13 protein-coding genes are annotated in these 16887 nt (G+C 71.7%); all 13 read right to left on the bottom strand.

Features of this window, described 5'->3' with window-relative positions; translation table 11 throughout:
• Positions 1 to 10 precede the first annotated feature (10 nt).
• Positions 11 to 532, bottom strand: coding sequence for a response regulator (locus J5X75_RS44185; RefSeq protein ID WP_372450874.1), 522 nt, complete (start codon positions 530 to 532; stop codon positions 11 to 13).
• Positions 487 to 1512, bottom strand: a complete 1026-nt coding sequence (locus tag J5X75_RS44180; RefSeq protein ID WP_307798039.1) for a two-component system sensor histidine kinase NtrB — start codon at positions 1510 to 1512, stop codon at positions 487 to 489. Before J5X75_RS44180 ends, J5X75_RS44185 begins: the two co-directional genes overlap by 46 nt.
• A gap of 68 nt (positions 1513 to 1580) precedes the next feature.
• Positions 1581 to 4076 (bottom strand): aminopeptidase N, encoded by a 2496-nt coding sequence (pepN, locus tag J5X75_RS12045; RefSeq protein ID WP_208467446.1) that lies wholly within the window; start codon positions 4074 to 4076, stop codon positions 1581 to 1583.
• A 72-nt stretch (positions 4077 to 4148) separates the two neighbouring features.
• Positions 4149 to 5648 (bottom strand): GTPase ObgE, encoded by a 1500-nt coding sequence (gene obgE, locus J5X75_RS12040; protein WP_208467445.1) that lies wholly within the window; start codon positions 5646 to 5648, stop codon positions 4149 to 4151.
• 99 nt (positions 5649 to 5747) lie between these two features.
• Positions 5748 to 6005: a 50S ribosomal protein L27 gene (rpmA, locus tag J5X75_RS12035; protein ID WP_208467444.1), complete on the bottom strand. Its 258-nt coding sequence runs from the start codon at positions 6003 to 6005 to the stop codon at positions 5748 to 5750.
• A gap of 7 nt (positions 6006 to 6012) precedes the next feature.
• A complete protein-coding gene (rplU, locus tag J5X75_RS12030; RefSeq protein WP_093621557.1) occupies positions 6013 to 6327 on the bottom strand; it encodes a 50S ribosomal protein L21 in 315 nt (104 codons plus the stop codon).
• A 156-nt stretch (positions 6328 to 6483) separates the two neighbouring features.
• Positions 6484 to 6969 carry a hypothetical protein gene (locus J5X75_RS12025; protein WP_208467443.1) on the bottom strand — a complete coding sequence of 162 codons (486 nt, stop codon included), beginning with the start codon at positions 6967 to 6969 and terminating at the stop codon, positions 6484 to 6486.
• A 110-nt stretch (positions 6970 to 7079) separates the two neighbouring features.
• Entirely contained in the window at positions 7080 to 10220 is a 3141-nt protein-coding gene (locus J5X75_RS12020; RefSeq protein WP_208467442.1) for an Rne/Rng family ribonuclease, read from the bottom strand.
• A gap of 229 nt (positions 10221 to 10449) precedes the next feature.
• Positions 10450 to 11169: a TIGR03936 family radical SAM-associated protein gene (locus J5X75_RS12015; RefSeq protein WP_208467680.1), complete on the bottom strand. Its 720-nt coding sequence runs from the start codon at positions 11167 to 11169 to the stop codon at positions 10450 to 10452.
• A 67-nt stretch (positions 11170 to 11236) separates the two neighbouring features.
• Positions 11237 to 13180 (bottom strand): TIGR03960 family B12-binding radical SAM protein, encoded by a 1944-nt coding sequence (locus tag J5X75_RS12010; protein ID WP_208467441.1) that lies wholly within the window; start codon positions 13178 to 13180, stop codon positions 11237 to 11239.
• A 31-nt stretch (positions 13181 to 13211) separates the two neighbouring features.
• On the bottom strand, positions 13212 to 13556 hold the full coding sequence (locus J5X75_RS12005) for an STAS domain-containing protein (protein ID WP_208467440.1): 345 nt from the start codon (positions 13554 to 13556) through the stop codon (positions 13212 to 13214).
• The gene (locus J5X75_RS12000; RefSeq protein WP_307798038.1) at positions 13553 to 16051 is read right to left on the bottom strand and encodes a SpoIIE family protein phosphatase; all 2499 of its coding nucleotides are present in this window, start codon (positions 16049 to 16051) and stop codon (positions 13553 to 13555) included. Before J5X75_RS12000 ends, J5X75_RS12005 begins: the two co-directional genes overlap by 4 nt.
• Positions 16052 to 16080: 29 nt before the next feature.
• A complete protein-coding gene (locus J5X75_RS11995) occupies positions 16081 to 16878 on the bottom strand; it encodes an alpha/beta fold hydrolase (RefSeq protein ID WP_208467439.1) in 798 nt (265 codons plus the stop codon).
• Positions 16879 to 16887 lie beyond the last annotated feature (9 nt).

Raw genomic sequence — 16887 nt, 5'->3', positions numbered from 1 at the left:
CCCGGAAAGATCAACCATCGAGACGACGGCGTACGGCCACGAGCAGGTCGGCGGCCGTGAACGGTTTCTCCAGCAGCGCCACCCCGGGGTCGAGGGTGCCCTGTGAGGCCAGCACCGGCTGCGCGTAGCCGGACATGTAGAGGACCCGCGTCCCCGGCCGGGCGACGATCAGCCGCTCGGCCAGCTCCTTGCCCAGCATCCCGGGCATCACCACGTCGCTGACCAGCAGGTCGATCCGGCCGTCATGGCCGGCCGCCAGCTCCAGGGCCTGGGCGCCGCCCTCGGCCGCGAGCACCCGGTAGCCGGCGCCGGTGAGGATCCGCCCGGCCACGTCGCGCAGCGCGTCCTCGTCCTCGACGACGAGCAGGGTCTCCCCGCGCCCGCCGGTCGCGGCCGGCCGTTCGGCGCCCCCGTCGGCGTCCGGCGTGGCCCCGGCCGGCAGCAGCACGGTGATCGTGGTGCCGACTCCCACCGCGCTGTTCAGGGTCACCTCGCCGCCGGCCTGGGTGACGATGCCGTAGACGGTGGCCAGGCCCAGCCCGGAGCCCTCGGCGCTGCCCTTGGTGGTGAAGAACGGCTCGAGGCCCGTTCCGCCACGTCGGCGGGCATGCCCCGGCCGGAGTCGCAGACCCGCAGCCGGACCTTGTCGCCGAGCGCCGCGGTGTCGATCACCAGGTCGCCGCCGGAAGGCATCGCGTCCCGGGCGTTGAGGGCCAGGTTGACCAGCATCTGTTCGATCTGGCCGGGATCGCAGGTGGTCATCGGGAGGGCCGGGCCGGGCCGGAAGATCAGCTTGACGTGCTCGCCGAGGGTCCGCCGCAGCGGCTCCCGGACCCGTGTGATCAGCGCGTTGAGGTCGACCGGCCGCGGTCGGACCACCTCCCGCCGGGCGAAGGCGAGAAGCTGATGGGTGAGCTCGGTGCCGCGTCGGCCGGCCCGGACCACCTGCATGGCGTCGGAGGCGATCATCGCGACGTCCGGTTCGGCCGACTCGGCCTCCTCGATCACGAAACCGGCGTAGTTGAGGATCACCCCGAGCATGTTGTTGAAGTCGTGGGCGATCCCGCCGGCCAGCTGGCCCAGGCTCTCCAGCCGCTGGCTGCGGTGCGCGTGCGCCTCGGCCCGGAGCCGGTCCTTCTCCTCCTCGGCACGGATCCGCTCGGTGATGTCGCGCACCACGGAGACGGCGACACGGCCCTGGGCCGTGTCGACGAGTGCGGTGGAGACCTCGATCGGGAACTCCCCGCCGTCGCGCCGCCGGGCGGTGGTGACGACCCGGCCGGTCGAGCCGGGCAGGCCGTGCTCGATGAAGCGCTGCCGTTCCGGGAGAAGCGCCCGGGAATGGTCGGTGAGCAGCACCTCGATGGTTTGGCCGACGAGTTCCTCGACGGGCCAGCCGTACATCTGCCCGGCCCGGTCGTTGGCGAGCACGATGCGGCCCTCGTCGACGACCAGGATCGCGTCCGGCGCGGCCCGCAGCAGACCGCCGGACAGCTCCTCGGACCACTCCACGCCTTCACCCCCGCAGCCTCAGGCTACGAAAGCCCCGAGGCCGCGGGGGTGGAGTCGACCGAATCCGGTCAGCCGCGGGCGGCCAGCGCCCGCCGCATGTCGTCGTCGGAGTCCTGCACCACGCGGCGCAGGATCGGGTTCAGGCCGTCGGCGCCGAGCAGGCCGGCGGCGAACTCCCGGGTACGCGCCGACACGGCGACCGTCGGGTAGGCCATCAGGGCGATGTGCTCGGCGCTCATCCCGCTGCGCATCCGCATCATCTCCGGCATGTCGGCGAAGTACCGCTCGACGTACGGCTCCAGCAGGTCCAGCTGCTCGGGCTGCCAGAAGCCGGCCGCGGTGAGCTCGGCGAGCCGGTTGGAGAGCGAACCGTCGCCGATGACCGCCGCCCAGGCGGCCTCCTTGGCCGCGGCGTCCGGCCGGGCGGCCCGGCACCGGGCGGCCCACTGCTCACCGGACGCGCTGCGATCCTGCTCACGCTCCGCCTCGATGATGTCCAGGCCGGCCGCGCCGAGGACCGAGAGCCGGTAGATGATCAGCCAGCGCAGGTCGGCGTCGACGGTCAGGCCGTCCGGCACGCCGTCGCCGGCCAGCCAGCCGTGCAGCCGCGCGGTGTCGACGGTGGCGCCGATCAGGCCACGGACCGCGGCGAGCTGCCGGGAGCTGCCGCCCATCGAGGCGGCGAGCAGCCGGTCGGCGGCCTGGGCGACGAGTTCCAGGGCGGCCGGGCGGGTCTCCGGGGTGGCGTACCGGTCGACCAGGCCCCGGGTGGCGCGCAGCACGTCCTCGACGACGGCCACCTCGGTCTCCATCGGCAGCGCGGCCAGGACCAGGGTGACCAGCTCGGCGACCGGGCGCTCGCCGTCCACCACGGCGTCCAGCATGGCGGCCCAGATCACGGCGCGGGCCAGCGAGTCGTCCAGCAGCGGCAGGAGCTGCGGCACGGCGGCGGCCGACTCCGGATCAAAACGGATCTTCGCGTACGTCAGATCGCCGTCGTCCAGCAGCAGCAGGTCCGCCGCCGGCTCCCCGGTGAGAGCGGTCAGCACGGTACGCCCGGACGCCTCCAGCTCGACCTCGAGGCGCTTGCGGCGGACCACGCCTCCGCCGGGCACCCGGTCGTACAGGCCGACGCCGATCCGGTGCGGGCGCAGGGTCGGGTAGCCCTCGGGGGCGGTCTGCGCCACGGCCACCTCGGCGTAGTTCGCGCCGTCCCGGGTCACCTCGGCTCGCAGCGTGTTGACCTGGGCCCGGCGCAGCCACACCTCGGCCCAGCCGGACAGGTCCCGGCCGGACGCCTTGGACAGCGCGCCGAGCAGGTCGGCCAGGGTGGCGTTGCCGTACGCGTGCGCCTCGAAATGCGCGTTCAGCCCGGTCAGGAAGGCCTCGTCACCGAGCCAGGCGACCAGCTGCTTGAGGACGGCGGCGCCCTTCGCGTACGAGATGCCGTCGAAGTTGAGCAATGCCTCGTCGGTGTCGGAGACCTCGGACGGGGCGACCGGATGGGTGGAGGGCCGCTGGTCGGCCCGCAGTCCCCAGGCCTTGCGCTGCATCGCGAAGGTGGTCCACGCGTCGGAGAACCGGGTCGCCTCGGCGGTCACCCGGCTGCCCAGGTACTCGGCGAACGACTCGTTCAGCCACAGGTCGTCCCACCAGGCCATGGTGACCAGGTCGCCGAACCACATGTGGGCCATCTCATGGGCGATGATGTTGGCCCGGCGCTCCCGCTCGCTGTCGGTGACCTTGGAGCGCGGGATCATCTCGTCCCGGAAGACGACCAGGCCCGGGTACTCCATGGCGCCGAAGTTGAACTCGGGCGCGAACGCCTGCTGGTAGTGCCCGAACGGGTAGCGGATGTCGAACATCTCGTGGAACCGGTCCAGGCCCTGCCGGGTCAGCTGGAAGATCTCCGGCGCCTGGGCCTCCAGGTGCTGGGCCAGGGCGGCGCGGGCGTAGAGCGCCAGCGGGATGCCGTCGTGCTCGCTGGTCACCACGTGGTACGGCCCGGCGACCAGGCTGGCCAGGTAGGTGGAGATCCGCTTGGTGGGCGCGAACTCCCAGCGCCCGCCCTCCCGGGAGACCAGCATGCCGTTGGTGGCCACCACCCAGTCGGCCGGGGCGGTCACGCTCACCCGGAACGACGCCTTGAGGTCGGGCTGGTCGAAGCTGGGCAGCACCCGGCCCGCGTTGTTGATGAACAGGTGCTGGTAGAGGTAGGTGCGACCGTCGGCCGGGTCGGTGTACCGGTGCAGGCCCTCGCCGTCGTTCGAATACCGCATCAGGGCGTCGACGACCAGCTCGTTCTCCTCGGCCAGGCCGGTCAGCTCCAGCCGGACGCCGGTGGACGCCCCGGCCGGCACCGGCGCGCCGTTCAGCGTCATCGACGCGACCTCGACCGGCTCGAACTCCAGGAACGTGGCGGCGCCCGGCCGGGCCCGGAACCGGACCACCGTACGGGATCGGAAGGTGTCACCCTCCCCGGTGAGATCCAGGTCGACGTGATAGTCCTCGACGTCCACGACGGCCGCTCGGTCGGTGGCCTCGGCACGGGTCAGGGTCGGCATGACGACCATCATGCCCCGCCGCGGTCCGTCGATACGGCGAGGGCGGCGCCCTCGCCGTATCTTCGCGCCGAACTATCCCTCGATGTCGTCGTCCTCGTCGGTGACCAGCACCGGCATCTGCGAGTTCGCCACCGTGCTGACCGTCCCGTCGGCGGCCATGTGCTGAATCTCGTCGTCGTTGCGGACGCGGCGGGCCTTGCGGGCCGCGAGCCGCTGCGCCGCGGACGGCCGGGTGTCGAGTTCCTCCAAGCGGGAGTCGGTGCCGCGCGGTCCGGAGACGTACTCGCCGGCGTTGGGCTGCCAGTCGAACTCACGCGTGCCGATGCGCACCGGGTCGCCGGCCTGGGCGCCCTTCTTGGCGAGCTCGCTCTCGACGCCGAGCCGCTCCAGCCGGTCGGCCAGGAAGCCGATGGCCTCGTCGTTGTCGAAGTTGGTCTGCTTGATCCAGCGCTCCACCTGGGCGCCGCGGATCACGAAGACGCCGTCCTCGTCCTGCTCGATGGTGAAGCCGGTGTCGTCGACCGCCCGGGGGCGGATCACGATCCGGGTCGCCTCCTCGACCGGCTTGGCCGCGCGGTTCTCGGCGACCAGCTTGGCCAGGGCGAAGCTGAACTCGCGCAGGCCCTCACGGGTGACCGCGCTGATCTCGAAGACCCGGTAGCCGCGGGCCTCCAGGTCGGGCCGGACCATCTCGGCGAGGTCCCGGCCGTCCGGGATGTCGACCTTGTTGAGCACCACGAGACGCGGCCGGTCCTCCAGCCCCCCGTACGCCGACAGCTCGGCCTCGATCGCGTCCAGGTCGGCCAGCGGGTCCCGCTCGATCTCCGGCGCCGCCGCGTCCAGCACGTGCACCAGCACCGAGGTCCGCTCGATGTGCCGCAGGAACTGCATGCCCAGGCCCTTGCCGGTGGCCGCGCCCGGGATCAGGCCGGGCACGTCGGCGATGGTGTAGGTCTCGTCACCGGCCTGCACCACACCCAGGTTCGGCACCAGGGTGGTGAACGGGTAGTCGGCGATCTTCGGCTTGGCCGCGGACATCACCGAGATCAGCGACGACTTGCCAGCCGACGGGAAACCCACCAGGCCGACGTCGGCGACGCTCTTCAGCTCCAGGACCACGTCCAGCCGGTCGCCGGGCTCGCCCAACTCGGCGAAACCGGGCACCTTGCGCCGGGTGTTGGCCAGCGAGGCGTTGCCGCGGCCGCCCCGGCCCCCGCGGGCCACGGTGAACTCGGTGCCGGCCCCGATCAGGTCGGCCAGCACCTCGCCGTCCTCGGTCTGCACGACCGTGCCGTCCGGCACCTTGAGGATCAGGTCCCTGCCGGTCGCGCCGTCCCGGTTCGACCCGGCGCCGCCGCCACCGTTGTTGGCCTTGATGTGCGGGTGGAAGTGGAAGTCCAGCAGGGTGTGCTGCTGCGGGTCCACCACCAGGGTGATGCTGCCGCCGTGCCCGCCGTTGCCGCCGTCCGGCCCACCGAGCGGCTTGAACTTCTCCCGGTGTACGGAGACACAGCCGTGCCCGCCGTCACCCGCCTGCAGGTGCAGCACTACCCGGTCGACGAACGTGGTCACTTTGCGACTCCTACTACTGCTGGCTGAGAACCAGCCGCCGGGTTGAAAAACGACAGCGGGCCGCGGACCCGAGGGTCCACGGCCCGCTGTAGAGAAAAACTACTCCGCGACCGGCACGATGCTGACGGTCTTGCGACCACGCGTGGTGCCGAACTGGACGTTGCCGGCGGCGAGCGCGAACAGCGTGTCGTCGCCGCCACGGCCGACCAGGTCGCCCGGGTGGAACTTCGTGCCCCGCTGGCGGATCAGGATCTCGCCGGCGTTGACCAGCTGGCCACCGAACCGCTTCACACCCAGTCGCTGAGCGGCGGACTCACGGCCGTTACGCGAGCTGGATGCACCCTTTTTGTGAGCCATGGCGCGCCTACTTCCCGGTCTTGATGCCGGTCACCTTGACGCGGGTCAGCGGCTGACGATGCCCCTGGCGCTTGTGGTATCCGGTCTTGTTCTTGAACTTGTGGATCCGGATCTTCGGACCCTTGGTGTGCTCGGCGATCTCGCCGGACACCGTAACGTTGGCAAGCTTGGCCGCTTCGGTCACCAGGTTGTCACCGTCGACGAGGAGGACCGCGGCGAGGGTCAGGGCGTCGCCGGGCTGACCCGCGAGCTTCTCGACCTCGATCACGTCGCCCTCGGCAACCTTGTACTGCTTGCCGCCGGTCTTGACGATCGCGTACATGGGACGCGGACTCCCTGAGACTTACGCAGCCGTAGGGCTGCTGGCGGATGTTGCTGAGAGGCTCCGGCAAGCGCTTGGAGGCGCGCACGGAACTAGCGCCGAAAAGGCGCCGTCGGCAAGACTACTTCATAGCCGGGCCGAGGCCCAAACCGGGCTCTACCCTCGGCCGCAGGCCTTGTCCAGCGTGGCGTGCAGGGCGGCCAGCTTCTTGTCATCGATCTTGGCCACGTCACCCTTCAGGGCGGCGATCTGCGCGCCCATGGCGGCGAGCGCCTTCTTGAGCTCCGCGTCCGAGGCGAGCTTCGACATGTCGAGCAGGGCGAAGGAGAAGTTCTGCACGTCCCGGGTGATCTTCTCCTGAGCCTTGGCCTTCGCCTCGGCGCCCTCGGCGGCGGCCTTGGTCAGCAGCTGGTGGTCCTCGGCGAAGGTGGTGCCGAAACTCGTGCTGGTCCGGCTCGCCTGGGCGCAGATGGCCTCGGTGTCCGCGGCGAGCGCGGTGTCGGTGGGCTTCTCGGTGGTGGCGGCCGCCGACCCGGCCACGGCCGGGGTCGGCCCGGCGGCCGTGGGCGCGGGGTCGCCGCCGGAGCAGCCGGCCAGCAGGATCGCGGCGAGCGCCACGGAGGCGAGAGCAGGGGTACGCATGGGCGCCGGTCTCCTCGGGGGACGGGGATCGATCCCGCCGAGGGTAACGGAAAACCCGGCCCGGTAGTTAGCTTTCTTTACAGATCGCTACCGGGCCGGGTTTCAGCCGCTCAGGGGCGGGTACGGCGCCGTGTGCCACCACGCCGGGACCGTCGGCGGGTGCCCGTGCCGGCGCCCACCACGTCCTCGTCCTCGTCGTCGTCGGAGTCCTCCGCCGCGTCCGGGTCGTCGGCCCCGGCCAGCCGCATCGGCTCGGCCTCGCCCGCGTGCCCGTTGGTCTCCGGCGCGTCGTACCGGGACAGGTCGTAACCACTGATGTCGTAGTCGTCGTCGCCGTCCGAGGTGGTCAGCGCCGGCTGCGCGCGCCGGACGATGCCGGAACCCGCCACCGGGGCGGCCGGCGGCACCTCGGCCACCTCCGCGACCGGACCGGGCTCCTCGGCCGGCTCGGCGACGGCCGGCGGCTCCTCCACCGGCGTCACCAGCTCCTCGGCCGGCTCCACCGGAGTCACCGGCTCGACGGCCTCGACCTGCTCCACCGGCTCGACCGGGGCGCTGTCGCCACCACCGCGGCGGCGCCGCTGCCGGGAGGACGGCTGCTGCGGGGCCGGTGCTTCGGTACGCACCGCCGCGGCGACCGCCTTCACCTGGGAGGCACCGCCACCGCCACCGCCGCCGTTGGACCGTTTCTCCGGCACCGGCTCCTGGTGGATGATCAGGCCGCGACCCTTGCAGTGGTCACAGTTCTCGCTGAACGCCTCCAGCAGGCCCGCGCCGATCCGCTTGCGGGTCATCTGCACGAGACCCAGCGAGGTGATCTCGGTTACCTGATGCTTGGTCCGGTCCCGGCCCAGGCACTCGGTGAGCCGCCGCAGCACCAGCTCGCGGTTGCTCTCCAGCACCATGTCGATGAAGTCGATCACCACGATGCCACCGAGGTCACGCAGCCGCAGCTGGCGCACGATCTCCTCGGCCGCCTCCAGGTTGTTGCGGGTGACCGTCTCCTCCAGGTTGCCGCCCGCGCCGGTGTACTTGCCGGTGTTGACGTCGACCACGGTCATCGCCTCGGTCCGGTCGATCACCAGGTGACCACCGGACGGGAGGAAGACCTTGCGGTCCAGGCCCTTGAGGATCTGCTCGTCGATGCGCCACTCGGCGAAGACGTCCGCCACACCGGTGTGCCGGCGCAGGCGCTCCACCAGGTCCGGCGAGACCGAGTCGAGGTAGTTCTCCACCTCGGCGTACGCCTGCTCGCCCTGCACCACGAGCTCGCGGAAGTCCTCGTTGAAGAGGTCCCGGACCACCCGGATGACCAGGTCCGGCTCCTCGGAGAGGGCGCGCGGCGCGTTGCCCTCGGCGGCCCGGGCCTGGATGTCCTCCCACTGCGCCTGGAGCCGCTTCACGTCGCGGGCCAGCTCGTCCTCGCTGGCGCCCTCGGCCGCGGTCCGGACGATCACGCCCGCGCCGTCCGGGACCAGCTTCTTCAGGACGTCGCGGAGCCGCTTGCGCTCGGTGTCCGGCAGCTTGCGGCTGATGCCCGACGCGTTGCCGTTGGGCACGTAGACCAGGTGCCGGCCGGAGAGCGCGATGTGGCTGGTCAGCCGGGCGCCCTTGTGACCGATCGGGTCCTTGGTCACCTGCACCAGCACCGAGTCGCCGGAACGCAGCGCCTGCTCGATCGAGCGGGCCCGCCCCTCCAGGCCGGTGGCGTCCCAGTTGACCTCACCGGCGTAGAGCACGGCGTTGCGTCCGCGGCCCACGTCGACGAACGCGGCCTCCATGCTCGGCAGCACGTTCTGCACCTTGCCGAGGTAGACGTTGCCGACCATGGTGCCGGAGGTGGCGCGGGCCACGTAGTGCTCGACCAGGATGCCGTCCTCGAGGACCGCGATCTGGGTACGGTCCTGCTTCTGCCGGACCACCATGACCCGGTCCACCGCCTCGCGGCGGGCCAGGAACTCGGACTCGCTCAGGATCGGCGGACGGGTACGGCGCTGCTCCCGGCCGTCCCGGCGGCGCTGGCGCTTGGCCTCGAGCCGGGTCGAGCCGGAGACGCCCTGCACCTCGTCGGTACGCCGGGGCTCGCGCACCCGGACCACGGTGTGCACGCCGTCCTCGATGCCGCCGGTCTCGCCGTCACCGCTGGAACCCTTGCGCCGCCGCCGGCGCCGGCGGCGGGTGACCCCGTCGCCCTCGCCGTCCTCGGACTCCTCGTCCTCCTCGCCGTCCTCGGCGGAGGCCTCGGCGCCCTCCTCGGCGTCGCCGTCCTCGGTGTCGGTCTCGTCGGCCTCGTCGGACGGGCCCTTGCCCCGGCCGCGGCCACGACGGCCCCGGCGGCGGCGACGGCGGGTGCCGCCGTCCTCGTCCTCGTCCTCGTCGGCGCCGTCCTCGACGTCGTCGGCGCTCTCGTCGACCTCGTCCACCTCGTCGGTGACCGGCTCGGTCTCGGTGGCGGTGACCTCGGTGGGCTCCTCGGCCGCGCCACGACGGCGGCGCCGGCCACGGCGCGGGGCCTCGGCGGCCTCTCCGGTCTCCTCCTCGGCCGTCTCGGCGACCTCGGCGGCCGGGGCCTCGACGGCCACCGGCGGCTCGGCGGCGCCGCGACGGCGACGGCTCACCGGTGCGGGCTCGGCCTCGGCGGCCTCGGGCGGCATGAAGAGCACGGCGGGCGGCAGCGCGGCCCGGCGGGACCGGGCGGGCCGGGCCGGCTTCTCCTCGACGAAGTCGTCGTCGAGCGGCAGGACCCCGACGACCGGTACGCCGGCCGCGCGGGCCGCGGCGGCGGCCTCCACGGCGGCGTCCTCGATGAGGGCGGCCTCGTCCTCGGCGGTCTCGTCCTCGTCCTCGGCGGCGGCGACCGGGATCTCGGCGACCTCGGCGACCGGGGCCGCGGGAGCGGGCTGCTCCTCGGCCTTCTTGCGCCGGGCCCGGGTGGCCTTCTTCACCGGCGGCGGAGTCTCGGCGACCGGTTCGTCGGCGGCCGGTTCGTCAGCGACCGGCGCCGCGGCCTTCTTACGGCTCCGGGTGGCCTTCTTCACCGGAGCGGGAGCCGGGGTCTCGGCCTCCGCACCGGGCTCGGCGGCGCTGTCCGGCTCGGCGGCCTCCGGCGGAGGTGCCGCCGCCTTGCGACGCGGGGCCCGCGTCCGGCGTGCCGGGGTGGTGCCTGCGGCGGTATCTCCGGGAGGAGTCACTGCTCCGTCCCGTTCGCCGCCCTGATCTCCCAGGTTGACTGGGGGCTCGTTATCGAGCATGGGGCGCTCTCCAGTTCTCGGCGACCCCGGGCGCGGGTGAGCGCTGCCACGCAGGATCGCTGCAAAGTTTTTCGGGCCCGGCCGATTGGGGACGGGCTTGCCGAAGTCTGCCAAGTGAACCTTTTTCAACCTGGCAGCGGGCCGAAGACCGCCGGGCCGTTGGCCGGCGCCGGGTGCTGCCGCCCTCGCCACGTTGAAAAACGTTCAGCGAACGCCGGCCGGTTCGCGGCTAGCGTCCTCCGATGCCGACGTCCCCGCGATCCGCGTCCAACGGATCGACGATCTCCCCCTGCGCGGTGAGTGTGCCCTGGGCCAGCCGGGTAACCCGCGGGGGCACCGGCGGCTCCAGGCCGGCCACCACGCGCAGGCCGGAGAGGACGTCATCGGGTCGCACGGCGGGCGTCACCTGCCGTACGACAAGGTCGATTATCGCACACCGTACGCCAACGGCCCCGGAAGGTAGGTCCGGCTCCCCGGCCACCGCACAACGGGTCACCGCGGCCCGGGCGTCGAAGGTGCGGCGACCCTGTTTGGTCATGCGTTCCACCAGGACTTCCGCGGAATCGAGGAACGCGGTGACCGCCTTCTCGGCGTCCGCGGGATCGACCTCCGGCAGTTCCAGTTGCCAGCGGGACGCGTCGATCCGGTCGGCCAGGCTGCCCTCGCCGGCGATCACCGCCTCCAGGACGTCCAGGCCCGGGGAGAGCGCGGCGTCCAGTGCGGCGCGCAACTGCTCCGGGTCGACCGGCGCCTGCAGGCCTATCTCCAGATACTCCGCCTCGCTGCCGACGCCGGTGGGCGCGGCGCTCGCGTACGAGATCTTGGGGTGTGGGGTGAAGCCCTGCGAATAGGCGATCGGTACGGCGGCACGGCGCAGCGCCCGCTCGAACGCTCGGGCGAAGTCGCGGTGCGAGGTGAAGCGCAGCGGACCGCGCTTCGCGTACCGCAGGCGGATCCGCTGGACGACCGGCGCCTGGCCGCCGACGGGTTGGTTCTTCGGGGGAATCGGAAATCTCCTAAGCGGGGACCCGCAGATTGTTCACGGGTGTCAGAGGAAGCAGCTTCTTGCCGGTGGGGCCGATCTGGATCTCGGTGTCCATCGCCGGGCAGACGCCGCAGTCGAAGCAGGGGGTCCAGCGGCAGTCGTCCTGCTCGTACTCGCTGAGGGAGTCCTGCCAGTCCTGCCAGAGCCAGTCCTTGTCGAGGCCGGAGTCGAGGTGGTCCCAGGGCAGGACCTCCAGCTCCTCACGCTCGCGGGTGGTGAACCAGTCCAGGTCCACGCCCATCTCGGGCAGGACCTCGTCGCAGGCCTCGACCCACCGGGCGTACGAGAAGTGCTCGGACCAGCCGTCGAAGCGGCCGCCCTTCTCCCAGACCCGGCGGACGACCTTGCCGACCCGGCGGTCACCGCGGGACAGCAGGCCCTCGATCAGCGACGGCTCACCGTCGTGGTAGCGGAAACCGATCGCCCGGCCCAGCGAACGGTCACTGTTGATCTCCTGCTTGAGCAGCCGGAGGCGGGCGTCGATGACCTCGGGACGCTCCATCGGGGCCCACTGGAACGGGGTGTGCGGCTTCGGCACGAAACCGCCGATCGACACGGTGCAGCGGATGTCCTTGGTGCCGGCGGCCTCGCGGCCGGCCCGGATCACCTCGTGGGCCATGTGCGCGATCTCGAGGACGTCCTCGTCGGTCTCGGTGGGCAGGCCGCACATGAAGTACAGCTTCACCTGGCGCCAGCCGTTCGAGTACGCCGTCACGACCGTACGGATCAGGTCTTCCTTGGTCACCATCTTGTTGATGACCTTGCGGATCCGCTCCGAGCCGCCCTCCGGCGCGAAGGTGAGGCCGGTACGCCGTCCGTTGCGGGACAGCTCCTGGGCCAGGTCGATGTTGAACGCGTCGACCCGGGTGGACGGCAGCGACAGCGAGACGTTGGTGTCCGCGTACTGCTCGGCCAGGCCGGAGCACATGTCACCGATCTCGGAGTGGTCGGCGCTGGACAGCGAGAGCAGGCCGACCTCGTTGAAGCCGGAGAACTCCAGGCCCTCCTTGACCATCTGCCCGACCGTGGTGATCGACCGCTCCCGCACCGGGCGGGTGATCATGCCGGCCTGGCAGAACCGGCAGCCCCGGGTGCAACCCCGGAAGATCTCCACGGCGTAGCGCTCGTGGACCGTCTCGGCGAGCGGGACGAGCGGCTTCTTCGGGTACGGCCACGCGTCCAGATCCATGGTGGTCCGCTTGGCGACGCGGAACGGCACGTCCGGCCGGTTCGGCACGACCCGCTGGATCCGGCCGTCGGGCAGGTAGTCGACGTCGTAGAACCGGGGCACGTAGATGCTCTCGGTGCGGGCCAGGCGCAGCAGCAGCTCGTCCCGGCCACCCGGGCAGCCCTCCGCCTTCCAGTCCCGGATGATCCCGGTGATCTCCAGGACCGCCTCCTCGCCGTCACCGAGCACGGCGGCGTCGATGAAGTCGGCGATCGGCTCCGGGTTGAAGCTGGCATGGCCGCCGGCCAGCACGATCGGGTGGCTCTCGTCCCGGTCGGCGCTGTCCAGCGGGATGCCGGCCAGGTCCAGGGCGCTCAGCATGTTGGTGTAGCCGAGCTCGGTGGCGAACGACAGGCCGAACACGTCGAACGCCTTCACCGGGCGGTGCGCGTCGACGGTGAACTGCGGGACGCCGTTCTCCTTCATCAGCGCCTCGAGGTCGGGCCAGACCGCGTAGGTGCGCTCGGCGAGCACGTCCTCCTGCTCGTTGAGCACCTCGTAGAGGATCTGCACACCCTGGTTGGGGAGGCCGACCTCGTACGCGTCCGGATACATCAGCGCCCACCGGACCGTGGTGGCGTCCCAGTCCTTGACGACGGCGCCGAGCTCGCCGCCCACGTACTGGATCGGTTTGCTGACCCGGGGCAGCAGCTGCTCGAGCTGCGGGAAGACGGAACTCACGCTCATGGGTGTCCAGGGTACGCGAGGCCGATGGAGGCTATCGGTCCAGTTCCGCCGCCGCCCGGTCCAGATCGGTGGCCAGCAGGTCATCGCGGAACGAACAGAGCTGCAACGTCATCCGTGCGGCCCCACGCTCGCCGACGACCAGACGAACCGGCTTCCTCCGATCATCCAGGTCACCCACGATGAAGTCGAGCAACCGGACCCCGGCGCTGTCCAGGAAGGAGACCGCGGTCAGGTCGATCAGCACGGCGTCGGCCCCGGTGGTCCGGGCGACGATGGCCCGGCCGATGTCGTTGGCGTTGGCCAGGTCGATCTCACCCTTGAGGTGGACCAGTTCGGCGGCACCCCGCCGGGAGAAGCTCACCCACTGGTCCGTCATGGCGCGTTCCGATGCCGTCGCATGGTCACCGTCGTCCCCTGGTCCTGGTCGAAGCTCACGTCGTCCATCGACTCGTAGATCAGTTGCAGGCCCCGGCCCCGGGCCAGGTCGGCGCCCGGCCCGCGCCAGGTGCCGTGGTCGCTGACCCGGATCTCCACGGCGTCGGCGCTGATCGTGGCGGACACGTCCACCATCCCGAACGGGTCGTCCTGGTAGCCGTGCTCGATCGCGTTCGCCACCGCCTCGGAACAGGCCAGCAGGACCGCGTTCAGACAGTCCGGGTCGACGCCGTGGCCCGCCATCCAGCCCCGCATGTCCGCGCGGAGCAGGGAGATCTGGACCGGGTCGGCGCCGATCGAGCGCTCCAGCCGCTCGTCGGTGCCGAGGGAGACGCAGAGCATGCAGACGTCGTCGCTGTGGTCGCGGCCGACCAGGATGTCGGCCAGCCCGGCGGTCAGGCCCTTGAGCGGGGCGTCCCGCATCCGGGAGAACTCCCGGGCGAGGATCTCGAAACCCCGGTCGAGTCCGCGGCCCCGGCGCTCGATGAGCCCGTCGGTGTAGAGCAGCAGACGGCTCCCGCCGGTCAGCCGGATCCGGTCCTCGACCCGGCGCCGGTCGCCGGCCCGGGAGCCGAGCGGCGCCGAACGGGCCCGCATGAGGTACTGCGGCGAGCCGGCCGGCTCGTGCAACAGCAGCGGCAGGTGACCGGCCGTGGCGTACGCCAGTTCGTTGCCGACCAGGTCGATCTCGGCGTAGACGACGGTCGCCATCCGCGCCGACTCGACCCGCTCGCAGAACCGGTCCAGCCCTTCCAGCAGCCGGGCCGGGCCGTTCTCGGCGGTGGCCAGCGCCCGGATCGCGCTGCGCAGCTGACCCATCGTGGTGGCCGCGTCGATGCCCCGGCCGACCACGTCGCCGACCACCACGGCCAGCTTGTTCGCGGTGATCAGGAAGGCGTCGTACCAGTCGCCGCCGACCTCCAGGTCCTGCGCGGCGGCCTGGTAGTGGGTCTCCAGCGCGAACCGGGAGTCGGCGCCCGGCACGTCCGCGGCGAGCAGGCTGCGCTGCAACGTCCGGGCGATGGCCCGCTCCTGCTCGTAGAGCCGGGCGTTCTCCAGCGCCAGGGCGGCCCGGTCGGCCAGATCGACCAGGAAGAGCCGGTCCGCCCCGGCGCCGCGCCGGTCCGGGGCCATCCGCAGGGCCAGGGTGCCGATCACCCGGCCGCGGACGGTCAGCGGCAGCACGGTGCAGCCCAGTCCGTCACCGTCGTCGGCGTAGACCGGCGCGCAGGTCTCGACCGCCTCGGCGACCCGGGCGTCCAGCAGCTCCGGATCGGGGGCGGGGCCGCCGTGGTACTCGACCAGGCCGGCCGGGCCCACCTGGAGGCGGACCAGCGCCCAGTCGGCGATCTCCGGCACCACCCGCTCGACCAGACGGCGGGCCCGCTGCAACAGGCGGTGCTGCTCGTCCAGCGCCCGGGTGGTGCGGGCCAGGAAGGAGGACCGGTCCTCGCGGCGGCGTCCCTCGTCGTACAGCCGGGCGCGGTCCAGCGCCTGTCCCGCCTGCTGTCCGAGCAGACGGATCACCCTCAGCTCACCGTCGGTGAGCACGCGCTCCTCACGGAAACTGAACGCCAGCACACCCAGCACCGACGCGGCGCCGTGGTCGTCGGCCGGCCCGGTGGTGAGCGGCAGCAGCACCACCGTCTTGCGCTCGGAGCGGCGCATCGACTCGGCCAGATCCGGGAAGTGCGCCTCGGCCTCGGCCACCGTGGCGATCACGTGCAGGTCGCCGCGCCGGGCCACCTCGGCGACCGCCCGGGTCGACGAGCGGGGCATGTCGTCCCAGTTGCCGGTGGTCGGGTCGGTCGAGGAGACCGCGATCAGCTCGTCCCGCTCCGGGTCGACCAGGAAGATGCTGCTGCTGGTGGCCTGGAACGCGGGTTCCGGCGCGCGGATCACGGCTTCCGCCACCTCGGCCTCGGTGGGCGCCGCCGCCAGATCGGCCACTATCTGCTGGAGCACCCGTACCCGCTGCTCGGAGGACTCCGCGGCGCGGCGGGCGCTCAGCAGCTCCCGCTCGTAGCCGCGCCGCTCGGTGGCGTTGAAGACCATCGTGCGGATGATCCGGGGCGTGCCGGTGGCGCTGCGCTCCAGCACCGAGTTGACCAGGGTGGGCACCCGGCTCCGGTCGGCGCGGACCACGTCGAGCGCGATCTCGTGCACCTCGCCCTGCATCGTCAGCAACGGCGCGTAGTGCGTCTCGTGGTAGATCTGGTCACCCGGCGTGAGCAGGTCACGGAACCGTTTGTGACCGATCAGATCGGTACGGGCATACCCCGTCCAGGTCAGGAAGGTCTCGTTGACCCGGACGATGGTGCCGTCCGGGAGCGTCGTGAGGTAGCCGCACGGCGCGTGTTCGTACAGATCCTCGGGATCGTCGTCCCAGGGCAGTCGCAACTCCTGTGTCACGTCCGGCCCGCCAGATTCACTCACGCCAATCGTCCGCCGATCATGCCCGTGTCTTACAACCAGGACTTGATCGCGTCAACCGTCTCCTCCGGTGCGCTCAGATTCGGGCAGTGCCCGGTCGCGTTGAGGGTCATGAAGGTGCTCTCCCTGGTGTTCTTGTGGACGTACTCACCGACCACGGTGGGGGCGATGACGTCGTCCGAGCACTGGAGGATCAGTGACGGGACCCGGAGCTTCGGCAGGTCGGCGCGGTTGTCCGAGAGGAAGGTGACCCGGGCGAACTTCTTGGCGATCTCCGGATCCGTCCGGCAGAAGCTGTTCGTCAGCTCCTCGCCCAGCTCGGGCCGCTCCGCGTTGCCCATGATCACCGGCGCCATCGCGCTGGACCAGCCCAGATAGTTGCTGTCCAGCGACTCCAGCATCTCCTCGATGTCGGCACGGGCGAACCCGCCGACGTAGCCGTCCGCCTCGTCGTCGATGTACCGCGGGGACGGGCCGACCATCACGATCCCGGCGAACCGGTCCGGTTCCCGGATCGCGGCCAGCACACCGATCATGGCGGCCACCGAGTGACCGACGAAGACGACGTCCCGCAGATCGTGCTCCTCGACGATGTCCAGAACGTCCTCGGCGTACCCGGAGAGCGTGCCGTGCCGGGAGTCCCGGTAGGCCGACAGGTCCGAGCGCCCGTTCCCGACGTGGTCGAACAGGACGATCCGGTGGGTGTCCGCGAACGCCGGGGTGACCAGCCGCCACATGTTCTGATCGCAGCCGTACCCGTGGGCGAACAGCATCGGGCGGCCGGAATCCGCCCCGGAGATCGTGACAGCGTTCCTCTGCGTCGTGCTCATGGTGCGGCG

The organism is Actinoplanes flavus, from assembly GCF_017592555.1.
In the GTDB taxonomy this organism is placed as follows: domain Bacteria; phylum Actinomycetota; class Actinomycetes; order Mycobacteriales; family Micromonosporaceae; genus Actinoplanes; species Actinoplanes flavus.
The sequence above is the reverse complement of the archived record's forward strand: the minus strand, read 5'-3'. Positions and strand labels throughout refer to the sequence as shown.